Origin of the sequence: Bradyrhizobium sp. (assembly GCF_049512235.1) — a bacterium.
In the GTDB taxonomy this organism is placed as follows: Bacteria; Pseudomonadota; Alphaproteobacteria; order Rhizobiales; family Xanthobacteraceae; genus Bradyrhizobium.
In genome coordinates this window covers 1-12,026 of record NZ_JBEKXH010000186.1, presented here as the reverse complement: position 1 = coordinate 12,026, position 12,026 = coordinate 1, and the positions used below count along the sequence as shown (strand labels likewise).

At 62.9% G+C, this 12,026-nt stretch carries 12 protein-coding genes; 7 read left to right on the top strand and 5 right to left on the bottom strand.

Going from position 1 to position 12,026, the window contains the following annotated elements:
• Positions 1 to 259: 259 nt before the first annotated feature.
• The 3 genes from ABSG20_RS18230 to ABSG20_RS18220 all read right to left on the bottom strand — a co-directional run bounded on the left by ABSG20_RS18230 (position 260) and on the right by ABSG20_RS18220 (position 1,260).
• Complete coding sequence (locus ABSG20_RS18230; RefSeq protein WP_423865906.1) at positions 260 to 706, bottom strand: c-type cytochrome; 447 nt, start codon at positions 704 to 706, stop codon at positions 260 to 262.
• Between the two features lie 86 nt (positions 707 to 792).
• The gene (locus tag ABSG20_RS18225) at positions 793 to 1,041 is read right to left on the bottom strand and encodes a hypothetical protein (RefSeq protein WP_423865905.1); all 249 of its coding nucleotides are present in this window, start codon (positions 1,039 to 1,041) and stop codon (positions 793 to 795) included.
• Positions 1,042 to 1,050: 9 nt separating this feature from the next.
• Positions 1,051 to 1,260 (bottom strand): hypothetical protein, encoded by a 210-nt coding sequence (locus tag ABSG20_RS18220; protein WP_423865904.1) that lies wholly within the window; start codon positions 1,258 to 1,260, stop codon positions 1,051 to 1,053.
• A 504-nt stretch (positions 1,261 to 1,764) separates the two neighbouring features.
• Here ABSG20_RS18220 and ABSG20_RS18215 point away from each other — a divergent pair.
• Entirely contained in the window at positions 1,765 to 3,615 is a 1,851-nt protein-coding gene (locus tag ABSG20_RS18215) for an alkaline phosphatase family protein (RefSeq protein WP_423865903.1), read from the top strand.
• 98 nt (positions 3,616 to 3,713) lie between these two features.
• Here the strand turns inward: ABSG20_RS18215 and ABSG20_RS18210 are convergent, their stop codons facing one another.
• On the bottom strand, positions 3,714 to 4,109 hold the full coding sequence (locus ABSG20_RS18210; RefSeq protein ID WP_423865902.1) for an endonuclease domain-containing protein: 396 nt from the start codon (positions 4,107 to 4,109) through the stop codon (positions 3,714 to 3,716).
• Positions 4,110 to 4,707: 598 nt separating this feature from the next.
• Here ABSG20_RS18210 and ABSG20_RS18205 point away from each other — a divergent pair.
• From ABSG20_RS18205 to mmsB, 4 genes are all read left to right on the top strand, one after another.
• On the top strand, positions 4,708 to 6,186 hold the full coding sequence (locus tag ABSG20_RS18205) for a multicopper oxidase family protein (RefSeq protein WP_423865901.1): 1,479 nt from the start codon (positions 4,708 to 4,710) through the stop codon (positions 6,184 to 6,186).
• 111 nt (positions 6,187 to 6,297) lie between these two features.
• Positions 6,298 to 7,362: a multiple monosaccharide ABC transporter substrate-binding protein gene (gene chvE, locus ABSG20_RS18200; RefSeq protein WP_423865900.1), complete on the top strand. Its 1,065-nt coding sequence runs from the start codon at positions 6,298 to 6,300 to the stop codon at positions 7,360 to 7,362.
• A 28-nt stretch (positions 7,363 to 7,390) separates the two neighbouring features.
• Complete coding sequence (mmsA, locus tag ABSG20_RS18195; RefSeq protein ID WP_423865899.1) at positions 7,391 to 8,917, top strand: multiple monosaccharide ABC transporter ATP-binding protein; 1,527 nt, start codon at positions 7,391 to 7,393, stop codon at positions 8,915 to 8,917.
• Between the two features lie 5 nt (positions 8,918 to 8,922).
• Entirely contained in the window at positions 8,923 to 10,113 is a 1,191-nt protein-coding gene (gene mmsB, locus ABSG20_RS18190; protein WP_423865898.1) for a multiple monosaccharide ABC transporter permease, read from the top strand.
• A gap of 2 nt (positions 10,114 to 10,115) precedes the next feature.
• Here the strand turns inward: mmsB and ABSG20_RS18185 are convergent, their stop codons facing one another.
• On the bottom strand, positions 10,116 to 10,697 hold the full coding sequence (locus tag ABSG20_RS18185) for a hypothetical protein (RefSeq protein WP_423865897.1): 582 nt from the start codon (positions 10,695 to 10,697) through the stop codon (positions 10,116 to 10,118).
• Between ABSG20_RS18185 and ABSG20_RS18180 the strand changes: the two genes are divergently transcribed.
• Positions 10,696 to 11,094 (top strand): hypothetical protein, encoded by a 399-nt coding sequence (locus ABSG20_RS18180; RefSeq protein WP_423865896.1) that lies wholly within the window; start codon positions 10,696 to 10,698, stop codon positions 11,092 to 11,094. The genes ABSG20_RS18185 and ABSG20_RS18180 overlap by 2 nt on opposite strands.
• Position 11,095: 1 nt before the next feature.
• On the top strand, positions 11,096 to 11,755 hold the full coding sequence (locus ABSG20_RS18175; RefSeq protein WP_423865895.1) for a peroxiredoxin: 660 nt from the start codon (positions 11,096 to 11,098) through the stop codon (positions 11,753 to 11,755).
• Positions 11,756 to 12,026 lie beyond the last annotated feature (271 nt).

Here is a 12,026-nt window from a genome sequence, read left to right as displayed (position 1 = left end):
CAAGGGTCGCCCCTACAAATATCGAGATGACGTAGGGGCGCCCCTTGTGGGCGCCCTGCTGGTGCGCGCTCGTTTCGCGGGAGGCGGAAGTCGAGCCAATGAAGCACCGCCGCCGGAGATAGACTGTCACCCCACCCCGCTCGCTTGGTCGAAGCGCTGCTTCGTCCAAGCGAGCGACCCTCCCCCTCCAGGGGAGGGTAAGAAAGAGCGCGGTGCGCGGCTGACAGTCGAGACGTCATCGATGTCGGATGGGCGAGGGCTACTGATGGCTGATGGCCCAGACGTAGGCTGACACCGCGTCGACATCGGCGGGCTCCAGGTCGCCGTCCCTTCCGGGGGCCACTTCCATGTTGTGCAGGATCGTCCGCTTGAGCTCTTTGACGCTGCCGTCGCTCCAGACGAACATGCCGGCGGTCAGGTCATTGCCGTTGGGTGTGCCCTTGCCGTCATTGGCATGACAGACGCTGCACTGGCCGTTGGCGGCCTCGCCATGGAAAACGCGATCGCCATGCAGGATCTGCTCCCTGCTGGATCCGGCTGGCACCGGCAGGGCGTCGGCCAAGGGCCGTATCTGATTTCGGTAGAGGCTGAGCGGCGGGGTCACGAGCTTGAGCTCTTGCTGATCCGATTGCGCCCGCGCCGCGTCAGGCGCCGCGGAAAACATCACACACGCCGCCGTCGCCAACACCATGAAACGCCACGCCATCGGATCATCTCCCGGAATGTTCCATTCCTGCTGGGAACAGAGCACGTTTATGATCCTGCGGTCCAGCGCACGCCGTCTGCCAGTCTCTACAGCGCACTCAGGTCGTCCGGCACCTCGCCGAATTTCCGGATGATCTCGGCGTCGCCGAAGTCACCGGTCGCCGGATCGCCGGTCCGGCTGAAGGCCACGGCGCCGACATGACCGGGTTGGCGCGACAGCGCTTCGGCGCGCAGGACGACTGCGACCGGGTTGAAGCATTCCATCGGCTCACCCGCGGCAATACCATCATCGCCGGCGACGAAGGGCAGCGCCACGAAGCAGGTCGCTTGCGCCATGCGCCGCTCCTATCCGGAATAGGCATGAAATCTGCCGCGCACATAGGCATGAGAGACGGCCTTCATCAGTTCGCCCACTTCGGTCTCCAGGAATTCATTCGCCACGACCAAGGCCCGGATCGTGGAGCGCAGGTCGCCGCCACAGGCCGCGATGGCCTGATCCACGGCAGCCTCCAGTCCGTCGCCGTCCTGCTTGTTCAGTTGTGAACCAGAGGACATGAAGCAGTTCCAGGGTTGACCGGAGGGGGATGTTCCTCTTTTGTTCTCACGGTGTCAACCCCTCCGTTTTTGCGCCCTCCGGCTCCCCGCCGCCCGTACGCGGGATGGCGGTGCCCGCATTCGCGCCAGCGATGGGCTGGAGGAACCTGTCATTTCAGGGCCACGAGCATTGGCCTCTCGCTCCCTCTCCCGCTCTTCGCGGGGGAGGGCGGGGTGGGGGCGCGGCATCGGCGGTGTTGGTTACGCTTGTGGCCGCGATACCCGATCGATAGATTTTCGCCCGGAGCTTCCCCCACCCCAACCCTCCCCCGCGAAGTGCGGGAGAGGGAGCGCAGCATCGCAAGCCTCGATATGATTAGCATCCAGGAAACGCCGGGCTAGCGCCGCTGCGGCCCAGCAAAGCTCCCCTCCCCCTAACGCGCATCGCGCGTGGCGCGGTGTAACAAGTCTGTCGTAGACCAAAACTAAACCAAGGCCGGACATCCGCCTCCCAGGGAGACCTTCATGCGCCGCTCCATCGTGCTGTTGTCCGCGGGACTGACCTTGCTGTCCGCGGGCCATGCCTCCGCGCAGAAGGATGCGCCGCGCAACCTGATCCTGTTCGTACCGGACGGACTGCGCGCCTTGATGGTGACGCCGGAAACCGCGCCGGCCATGGCCGAGGTCCGCGACAAGGGCGTCAATTTCAAGAATCCGCACTCGCTGTTCCCGACCTTTACCACCGCCAACGCCTCGGCGATGGCCACCGGCCATTACCTCGGCGATACCGGCGACTTCAGCAACACGATCTACACCGGTTATCCGGTCGCGCCGGCCAACGGCACCGTCACGCCCTTTCTCGAAGTCGACCCGGTCATTATCGATGCCGACGAGCATTTCGGCGGCAATTATCTGAACGAGGAAACCATCCTGAAGATGGCCCGCGCCAAGGGTTTCAGCACGGCTGCGATCGGCAAGCTTGGCCCCACCCTGATTTTCGACTCGACCGACAAGATCGGCGCCGATGGCCTGCATTCGATCGTGCTCGACGATTCCACCGGCGGCAAGGACGGCGTACCCCTCTCGCCGGAAATGCAGGCCGCATTGACAAAGGCCAGCCTTGCGCTGGCGGCGCCCGCGCGCGGCGACAACGGCAAGGCCGGCGACGCCAGGACGCCGGGCACGCTGGTGCCCAATACCGCGCAGCAGGCTTATTTCGCCGAGGTCGCCAGCAAGGTCGTGCTGCCGATGTTCAAGGCCCGCAACAAGCCATTCGTGCTGGTATTCTGGTCGCGCGATCCCGACGGCAGCCAGCACAATAACGGCGACAGCCTCAACAGCGTGACGCCCGGCATCAACGGTCCGACCTCGCTCGCCGGCATCAAGAACGCCGACAACAACCTGGCACAGCTGCGTCGGGCCCTCGACGATCTCGGCCTCGCCGCCACCACCGACGTCATGATCGCGGCCGATCACGGCTTCTCGACGATTTCGAAGGAGAGCAAAACCAGTCCCTCGGCGAGGATTGCCTATGACGATACGCCGACGAATTTCCTGCCGATGGGCTTTGTCGCCATTGATCTCGCCAAAGCGCTCGACCTGCCGCTCTACGATCCCAACGACAGATACGCCCGCGTCGCCGACAACGCCCACCCCAAGGCCGGCAACGGCTTGCTCGGCAGCGATCCGGCCAAACCCGACCTGGTCATCGCCACCAATGGCGGCTCGGACCTGATCTATCTGCCGAACGAGGACAAGAAACTGGCGGAACGCGCGGTCAAGGCGCTGCTCGATCAGGACTATGTCAGCGGCATTTTTGTCGATGACAAACTCGGGCCGCTCCCGGGCACCTTGCCGATGTCCGAGATTGCGCTGAAAGGCAAGGCGGTGACGCCTGTGCCATCGATCGTGGTCAGCTTCCGCTCCTATGTCGCGGGATGCAATGAGCCGACCAATTGTTCGGTTGAAGTCGCCGACACCGTGCTGCGCCAGGGCCAGGGCATGCACGGCAGTTTTGGCCGCGGCGACACCCTGAATTTCATGGCGGCGATCGGGCCGGACTTCAAGGCCGGCTATGTCGACGCCTTGCCGGTCAGCAACGCCGATGTCGGCATGACGGTTGCCCGGTTGCTCGGTCTGCACGCTTCCGCCGTGGGTGAACTGCAGGGACGGGTCATGTCGGAAGCCCTGCCGAACGGCGTCACGCCGAAGGTGGTGGACGCAAAACTCGTCTCCAAGCCGGCCGCCAACGGCCTGCAGACGATCCTGAAGTACCAGCGCGTGCGCTCGCAGCGCTATTTCGATGCGGCGGGTTTTGCCGGCCGCACCGTCGGTTTAGACGCGGAAGCCGGCAAACAAAAAGCCGCGGCGAAGTAAGGCGCGAGGTAAAACGCACCGCGCTCTTTCTTACCCTCCCCTGGAGGGTTCCTGGAGGGGGAGGGTCGCCCACGTAGTGGGCGGGGTGGGGTGACAGTCTATCTGCGGCGGCGGTGTTTGAGTGGCCCGACTTCCGCCTCACGCGAGCCGTACAACTCCACATAAACCCGTTCGAGTACGGCCGTCAGATCAGCGGCGATCTCCGAATTCCAAAATCGAACGACGCGGTATCCTTCTCGCTCCAGCCAACGCTGCCTTTCGCGGTCGCGCTCAGCCGTTTCATCATCGTTGTGATGCCCACCGTCGAGTTCAATGATGAGGTAGGCAGCGGGGCATAAAAAGTCGACGACGTAGGGGCCGATCGGCGCCTGGCGCCTGAAATGTGTGCCTTCCACCGGCAGTTCTTTCAGAGCGCGCCATAGCGTCCGCTCCTGCGGTGTGGTGTTGGCTCGAAGTCGTTTGGCGGCCGCTCGACGGATCGGTGTTGAAACCATAGGCATCTCACTTCCGCGATAGATCACCCCTCCCCGCTCGCTGCGCGAGCGACCCTCCCCCTCCAGGCCCTCCAGGGGAGGGTAAGAAAAGAGCGCGGTTCGCCTGGCAGGACCAGGACCTATTTTCTCGGGTGGGCAAGTGGAGCGCAAATGCCGCCCTCTATCAAGTAGCCGGCTGTTTTCTTTCTTACCCTCCCCTGGAGGGGGAGGGTCGCCCACGTAGTGGGCGGGGTGGGGTGACAGTCTATCTGCGGCGGCGGTGTTTGAGTGGCCCGCTGTTGAAACCATAGGCATCTCACTTCCGCGATAGATCACCCCTCCCCGCTCGCTGCGCGAGCGACCCTCCCCCTCCAGGGGAGGGTAAGAAAAGAGCGCGGTTCGCCTGACACGACCAGAACCCATTTTCTCGGGAGGGTAAGTGGAGCGCAAATGCCCCCCTCTATCAAGTAGCCCTTTTTTTCTTGCTTATGACGTCCCGTGCCGGATTGCAGGGCAGATGTCATGGTTGTGATTTGTGGAAACTTGGCCGTCGCCGTTCGATGACGAAAATGAGAGGCTCAATCGAACGTCGCAACACCAAAAGGCCGGAGAAACCAGCATGTCGATTGGGCGTCGCGAACTGCTGCGAGGCGGTGGGATGGCTGCCCTCGCGGCGGCGCTGCCGAAGGCTGCGCAGGCCCAGCCTGCCGCAAGCTCCCTGGCCTCGCCGCAGGGTGCGGCGGATAGCACGATCCGGATCGGGAGCGGGCTGATCGAACTGGCGCCGGACCGCATTATTTCGACCACGCTTTATAACGGCCAATTCCCCGGGCCGCTGCTGCGCTTTCGGGAAGGCAGGCAGGTCGTGGTCGATATCCAGAACGACACCGATACGCCCGAACAGCTGCACTGGCACGGCCAGACCATTGCGGTCGACGTCGATGGCGCAGCGGAAGAAGGCACACCGTTCATTCCAGCCCATGGCATGCGCCGCATCGCCTTCACGCCCGGGCCGGCGGGACTGCGCTTCTATCACAGCCACGTCACTCCCGGCGCCGATCTGACCAAAGGCACGTATGGCGGCGAGGTCGGCACCGTCTACATCGAGCCGAAAGACGACCCCGGCCGTCACGACCGCGAAGTGTTCCTGATGCTCAAGGAATTCCAGCCGGCGCTGAGCCGCGGCGGCGATATGGAAATAGACTTCCTCTCCCCGGCGACACGGATCGAGGCGCTCGAACAGGAAGGCGAATCCGCGATGCACGCCTCGCTCGCCAAGGGCATGCCGCACGGCTTCGAGGTCGGCTACAGCCTGTTCTCGATCAATGGCAGGATGCTCGGCCATGGCGAGCCGATCCGGGTCAAGCCGGGCGAGCGGGTGCTGTTTCATATCGTCAATGGCAGTGCCACCGAGACCCGCAGCATGGCCCTGCCCGGCCACAGTTTCGAAGTGATCGCGCTCGACGGCAATCCCGTTCCCACCCCGGTCAAGGTTCCGGTATTGTGGTTTGGCACCGCCGAACGCATCTCCGCCATCGTCGAGATGAACCATCCGGGCATCTTTGTGATGGGCGATCTTGCCGACGACGATCGCGCCCACGGCATGGGCATCGTCCTCGAATATGCCGGCAAGAGCGGCAAACCGGTATGGACCAAGCCGGCGCCCTTCAAATGGGACTATACCAGGTTCGGCAAATCCGACGCGACCGCAAAGGCGCCGGATGAAACCATCGACATGACCTTCACCAAGAACAATGCCGCCCTTGATGGCTTCAACCAGTGGCGCATCAACGACGTGGCGTTCTCGATGGAGAGAATGGATCCGATGTTCCACCTGCGCCAGGGCCAGCGCTACCGCCTGCGCATGCGCAATGCCAGCGACGACATCCACCCCGTGCATCTGCATCGCCACAGTTTCGAGCTGACCCGCATCGCCGGCAAACCGACCGCAGGGGTCATCAAGGACGTCGTCATGCTCGGCGGCTACCAGGAGGTCGAGGTCGACTTCGTCGCCGACAATCCCGGCCGCACCCTGTTCCACTGCCACCAGCAGCTGCACATGGATTTCGGCTTCATGGCCCTGTTCGATTACGTTTAGGAAAGCTGTTGACATGGGTTGCAGCCGAACCGCACATCTGCGAAAGACGCTGCGAAAAACGCGAATTGACGTTCAACCGAGCGTCCAAAACCAACATCATGGGAGTGAGACATGAACCTGATCAAGACGACGCTATCGGCCTTTGCCCTTGCCGCGATCGCCCTCGCCGGCCCGGCGCTGGCGCAGGGCAAACCCACCGTCGGGGTCGCCATGCCGACCAAGTCCTCGGCGCGCTGGATCGCCGACGGCGACAACATGGTGAAGGTGCTGAAGGAGCGCGGCTACGATACCGACCTGCAATATGCCGAGGACGATATCCCGAACCAGCTGTCGCAGATCGAGAACATGGTAACAAAAGGCGCCAAGGTGCTGGTGATCGCCTCGATCGACGGCACCACTCTGTCCGACGTGCTCAGCCAGGCCAAGGCCAAGGGCATCACCGTCATCGCCTATGACCGGCTGATCCGCAACACCGCGAACGTCGACTACTACGCGACCTTCGACAACTTCCAGGTCGGGGTGCTGCAGGCGCAGTCGATCGAGAAGGCGCTCGGGCTGAAGGAAGGCAAGGGCCCGTTCAACATCGAACTGTTCGGCGGATCGCCCGACGACAACAACGCCTATTTCTTCTATGACGGCGCGATGTCGGTATTGCAGCCCTATATCGACAGCGGCAAGCTCGTGGTCGGCAGCGGCCAGACCGGCATGAACAAGGTCTCGACCTTGCGCTGGGACGGCGCCACCGCCCAGGCCCGCATGGATAATCTGTTGAGCGCCTTCTACACCAACAAGAAGCTGGCCGCGGTGCTCTCTCCCTATGACGGCCTCTCGATCGGCATCCTGTCTTCGCTGAAGGGCGTCGGCTATGGCAGCGGCGATACACCGATGCCTGTTGTCAGCGGCCAGGACGCCGAGGTCCCCTCGATCAAGTCGATGCTGCGCGGCGAGCAATATTCCACCATCTTCAAGGACACCCGCGACCTCGCCAAGGTTACCGCCGACATGGTGGACGCCGCTCTCAGCGGCAAGCCGGTGCAGGTCAACGACACCAAGACCTACAACAATGGCGTCAAGGTGGTGCCGTCCTATTTGCTCAAGCCGGTAGCCGTGGACAAGAGCAACTGGGAACATATCCTGCTGGACAGCGGTTACTACAAGAAATCGCAGTTCAATTGATCTCGCGCTTTCCGCTGCAGGCCAAGCGATGAATGCGATTCTCGAAATGCGCGGCATCAGCAAGTCCTTCCCCGGGGTGAAGGCGCTGAGCGATGTCAACTTCACCGTCGAGGAGGGCGAGATCCACGCCCTCGTCGGCGAGAACGGCGCCGGCAAGTCGACCTTGATGGAGGTTTTGAGCGGGGTCTATCCCCATGGCAGCTACGAGGGCGCCATCGTCTTCGACGGCGAGGAGCGGCGCTTCCGCGACATCAATGATTCCGAGGCGCTCGGCATCATCATCATCCACCAGGAGCTGGCGCTGATTCCGCTGATGTCGATCGCGGAGAATATTTTTCTGGCCAACCCGCCGTCGCGCTTTGGCGTGATCGACCGCGACGCCGTCGAGCGGCGATCGCGGCAACTGCTCGCTACCGTCGGCCTCGACGAGAAGCCGGACACGCTGATCACCAATCTCGGCGTCGGCAAGCAGCAGCTGGTGGAGATCGCCAAGGCGCTGTCCAAGAAGGTCCGCCTTTTGATCCTGGACGAGCCGACCGCGAGCCTCAATGAAACCGACAGCGCGGCATTGCTCGAGCTTTTGGTGGAATTTCGCGCCCAGGGCATGTCGGCGATCCTGATCTCGCACAAGCTGAACGAGGTCGCGCGCGTCGCCAACCGGATCACCGTGCTGCGCGACGGCCGCACCGTCGATACGCTGGACTGCGGCGGCGGCCCGGTGGAGGAAGACCGCATCATCCGCAAGATGGTGGATCGCGACCTCAGCCATCGCTTTCCTCATCGCGTGCCCGAGATCGGCGACCCCGTATTCGCGGTGCGGAACTGGTCGGTCTATCATCCGCTGCATGCCGACCGGCAGGTGATCAAGAACGTCAACTTCCACGTCCGGCGCGGCGAGATCGTCGGCATCGCCGGGCTGATGGGCGCCGGCCGCACCGAATTCGCCATGAGCATCTTCGGCGGATCCTGGGGCCGCAACATCAGCGGCCATGCCACCTTGCAGGGCCGCGAGGTCGATGTGTCCACCGTGGACCGCGCCATCGATGCCGGCCTTGCTTATGTCACCGAGGACCGCAAGCAGTTCGGACTGCTTTTGGCCTCCGACGTCCGCAAAAACATCACGCTGGCCAATCTCGACGCGGTCGCCAGCAATTGGATCATCGACGACGTCCGCGAGCTTCGGGTGGCCAGCGACTTTCGCAGCCGCATGCGCATCCGCTGCCATGACGTCTATCAGGAAGCCGGAAAACTCTCCGGCGGCAACCAGCAGAAGGTAATGCTGTCGAAATGGCTTTTCACCGATCCGCAGGTGCTGATCATGGATGAACCGACGCGCGGCATCGACGTCGGCGCCAAATATGAAATATACTGCATCATCAACGAACTCGCCGACGCCGGCAAAAGCGTGATCGTGATCTCGTCGGAACTGCCGGAGCTATTGGGCATCTGCGACCGCATCTGCGTCATGCACGAAGGCGCCTTTGTCGGCGAATTCGCGAAAAGCGAAGCGACGCAGGAAAAGATCATGCGCGCGATCATGCGCAAGGGAGACTGACAGCCATGACCGACAAGACCGTGGCGGCGCCCGAAGAACGCAAGCACGCCGGCTTTCTCAAGAACAATCTGCGCGAATACGGCATGCTGCTGTCGCTGTTTGCGATCATGCTGTTCTTCCAGATCGTGACCCAGGGGACGCTGCTGCGCCCGCTCAACCTCACCAACCTGGTGCTGCAGAACAGTTATATCGTCATCATGGCGCTCGGCATGCTGCTGGTGATCGTCACCGGGCATATCGACCTGTCGGTCGGCTCGGTGGCAGGCTTCATCGGCGCGGTCGCCGCCGTACTCATGGTCAGCTATGGCGTGAACTTCATTGCCGCGACCATCATCTGCCTCGTGCTTGGCGGGCTGATCGGCGCCGCGCAGGGCTACTGGGTGGCGTATTTCAAGATCCCGTCCTTCATTGTCACGCTGGCGGGGATGCTGGTGTTCAAGGGGCTGGCACTCGCCATCCTGCAGGGCCAGTCGGTCGGCCCGTTCGCGCCCACCTTCCAGAAACTGTCGTCAGGCTTCATTCCCGAATTGTTTCCGGACGCCGGCGCGCTCTACCCGACCTCGCTCCTGATCGGCGCCGCGCTGGCAACGGCGCTGGTGGTGATGAACCTGAAGACCCGCGCCCGTCAGATGAGCCACGGCATCGAGGCCGAGCCCAACGGCTTCTTCGTCTTCAAGAACGCGCTGATGTTCGCCGCGATCCTGTATTTCACCTATCTGATCGCCTCGCATCGCGGCCTGCCCAACGTGCTGGTGATCATGATGGCGCTGATCGGGGTCTACGCCTTCATCACCTCGCGCACCACGGTGGGCCGGCAGATCTACGCGGTCGGCGGCAACGCCAAGGCCGCGAAACTGTCCGGCATCAAGACCGAGCGGCTGACGTTCCTGACCTTCGTCAACATGGGCGTGCTGGCCGCACTTGCCGGCCTGGTGTTCGCGGCCCGGCTCAACACCGCGACGCCGAAGGCAGGCCTGGGCTTCGAGCTGGACGTCATCGCCGCCTGCTTCATCGGCGGAGCTTCGGCCTATGGCGGCGTCGGCCGGGTCGGCGGCGCGGTGATCGGGGCGATGATCATGGGGGTGATGAACAACGGCATGTCGATACTCGGGATCGGCATCGACTACCAGCAGGTGATCAAGGGCCTCGTGCTGCTCGGCGCGGTGTGCCTGGACGTCTATAACAAGAAACGCTGAATTCACATCCCGATGTCGAACACGTTCGGCAGCTGGACCAGCGGCAGCGTCGCCATGCCGACGATGGTGGCGACCAGCCGCATCAAAGTCAGGTTGCTGTTGCGCTTGCCGCGCATCTGGCTCGCGATCCATTCCAGCACTTCGGTGTCGACGCCTGCGGCGTGGGTCGGCGCCCAGCTTTCGATCGCGGTTTCCGGCGCGAGCGCCACGGTGCGCGGCGGCACCGGCAGTCCGGAGGCGGAGGCTGCGTGGTGCACGATGGCCTTGGCCAACAGATCGTCGAACACTCCGTCGTCGCTGCGCTCGGCGGCGGCCTCGTTGATCTCGAACAGCGCTTCGGCTTCGGCCCGACTGACCGGCTGATGCTCGACCGCCCTGGCGGTCAGGATGCGCGCGCACCAGGCGGCGTCATCGGCGTCCAGTTCGCGGGAAAAGTGAACGCGGCCCTTGGTGGTGGGACCCTCGCCGGTGATCACGCCGTCGCGCACCACGGCCAGTGCGAGTGCTGCGCCATCGCTGGAGGAAATCCTCGATGGTTCGACGGCGCTGGTCGGTTCGGTTGGCTTTACGCGTGAGGCAGACATGGAGGCTCTTTTCAGTTTCTGGTTCTGGTCGGTTTCTTGTTCTTCGCCAGCATTTCATTGCGGGCGTAAACGCGTAGTTAACGAATCGAAACTCGGATTGGGTGTTTTTTGGATGGTTGCCAATCTGTCGCTGCGATCAGGGCGCGGGGGTTCGCAACCGGGTCGGGCGGCGATGCGGCCGAGATGCGGCAAAACCGGGGCAAGCCGGGGTTTCAATGCGGCTGTGGTTTTTCCGCCGCACACGCTGGAATCGAAAGAAGATGCCAGGGATTTTACACAAGAGAGAAAGATCTACCCTTTTCTACACTTTTTGCCTGCAGCGGTTCCGTTTGGCGGTCTTGCCGTATATATCAAAATCGCAAAATTCATCTGCAACTTGAATAACATGAGGTCGTAATATGGCTCTCCAGATAGGCGCCGTGGCCCCGGATTTCGAGGCCGAAACCACCGAAGGCAAGATCAAGTTCCATGACTGGATCGGCAATGGCTGGGCGCTGTTGTTCTCGCACCCGAAGGATTTCACCCCGGTCTGCACCACCGAACTCGGCGCATTGGCCAAACTGAAGCCGGAATTCGACAAGCGCGGCGTCAAGCTGATCGGGCTCAGCGTCGATCCGGTCGAAAACCACACGAAATGGGCTGTGGATATCGAGGAGACCCAGGGCGCGGCGCCGAATTACCCGATGATCGGCGACAGCGACTTCAAGGTCTCGAAGCTCTACGACATGCTGCCGGCTTCGACCTCCGGCGACCCCGCCACGCGCACCGCCGCCGACAACCAGACCGTCCGCAACGTCTTCATCATCGGGCCGGACAAGAAGATAAAACTGGTGCTGGTCTACCCGATGACAACAGGGCGCAACTTCCAGGAAATATTGCGGGTGATCGATTCGCTGCAGATGACCGCCAAGCATCGCGTCGCCACCCCGGCCGACTGGAAGCAGGGCGACGACGTCATCATCGCAGGCTCGGTCAGCAACGACGAGGCCAAGGTCATCTATCCGCAGGGCTGGAAAGCGCCGAAACCCTATTTGCGCATCGTGCCGCAGCCGAGGTAGGCTTCCATCCCGACTTCGTCATTCCCCGATGATGCGGTTCTCCCCTCCCCCCGCGAAGCGCCGCGAAGCGGTGGGGAGGGGTCGGGGGTGGGGGGTGCATCGGCAGGAACCGCTGCTTCGGTGAACGCCGCGCCACCCCCCACCCCCGACCCCTCCCCGCCACGCGCGATGCGCGCGGGGGGAGGGGAGAGTTTAGATTTTCGTCGTCGCCCAGTTGGCGATCTGTAAACCCAGCGTCGCCGACAGCGCTGTGACGAACATTCCCCAGGAT

Excerpts from the sequence above, each read along its gene's own strand:
- ABSG20_RS18230 (WP_423865906.1), bottom strand. The coding sequence starts at position 706 with ATGGCGTGGCGTTTCATGGTGTTGGCGACGGCGGCGTGTGTGATGTTT.
- ABSG20_RS18225 (WP_423865905.1), bottom strand. The coding sequence starts at position 1,041 with ATGGCGCAAGCGACCTGCTTCGTGGCGCTGCCCTTCGTCGCCGGCGAT.
- ABSG20_RS18220 (WP_423865904.1), bottom strand. The coding sequence starts at position 1,260 with ATGTCCTCTGGTTCACAACTGAACAAGCAGGACGGCGACGGACTGGAG.
- ABSG20_RS18215 (WP_423865903.1), top strand. The coding sequence starts at position 1,765 with ATGCGCCGCTCCATCGTGCTGTTGTCCGCGGGACTGACCTTGCTGTCC.
- ABSG20_RS18210 (WP_423865902.1), bottom strand. The coding sequence starts at position 4,109 with ATGGTTTCAACACCGATCCGTCGAGCGGCCGCCAAACGACTTCGAGCC.
- ABSG20_RS18205 (WP_423865901.1), top strand. The coding sequence starts at position 4,708 with ATGTCGATTGGGCGTCGCGAACTGCTGCGAGGCGGTGGGATGGCTGCC.
- chvE (WP_423865900.1), top strand. The coding sequence starts at position 6,298 with ATGAACCTGATCAAGACGACGCTATCGGCCTTTGCCCTTGCCGCGATC.
- mmsA (WP_423865899.1), top strand. The coding sequence starts at position 7,391 with ATGAATGCGATTCTCGAAATGCGCGGCATCAGCAAGTCCTTCCCCGGG.
- mmsB (WP_423865898.1), top strand. The coding sequence starts at position 8,923 with ATGACCGACAAGACCGTGGCGGCGCCCGAAGAACGCAAGCACGCCGGC.
- ABSG20_RS18180 (WP_423865896.1), top strand. The coding sequence starts at position 10,696 with ATGGAGGCTCTTTTCAGTTTCTGGTTCTGGTCGGTTTCTTGTTCTTCG.
- ABSG20_RS18185 (WP_423865897.1), bottom strand. The coding sequence starts at position 10,697 with ATGTCTGCCTCACGCGTAAAGCCAACCGAACCGACCAGCGCCGTCGAA.
- ABSG20_RS18175 (WP_423865895.1), top strand. The coding sequence starts at position 11,096 with ATGGCTCTCCAGATAGGCGCCGTGGCCCCGGATTTCGAGGCCGAAACC.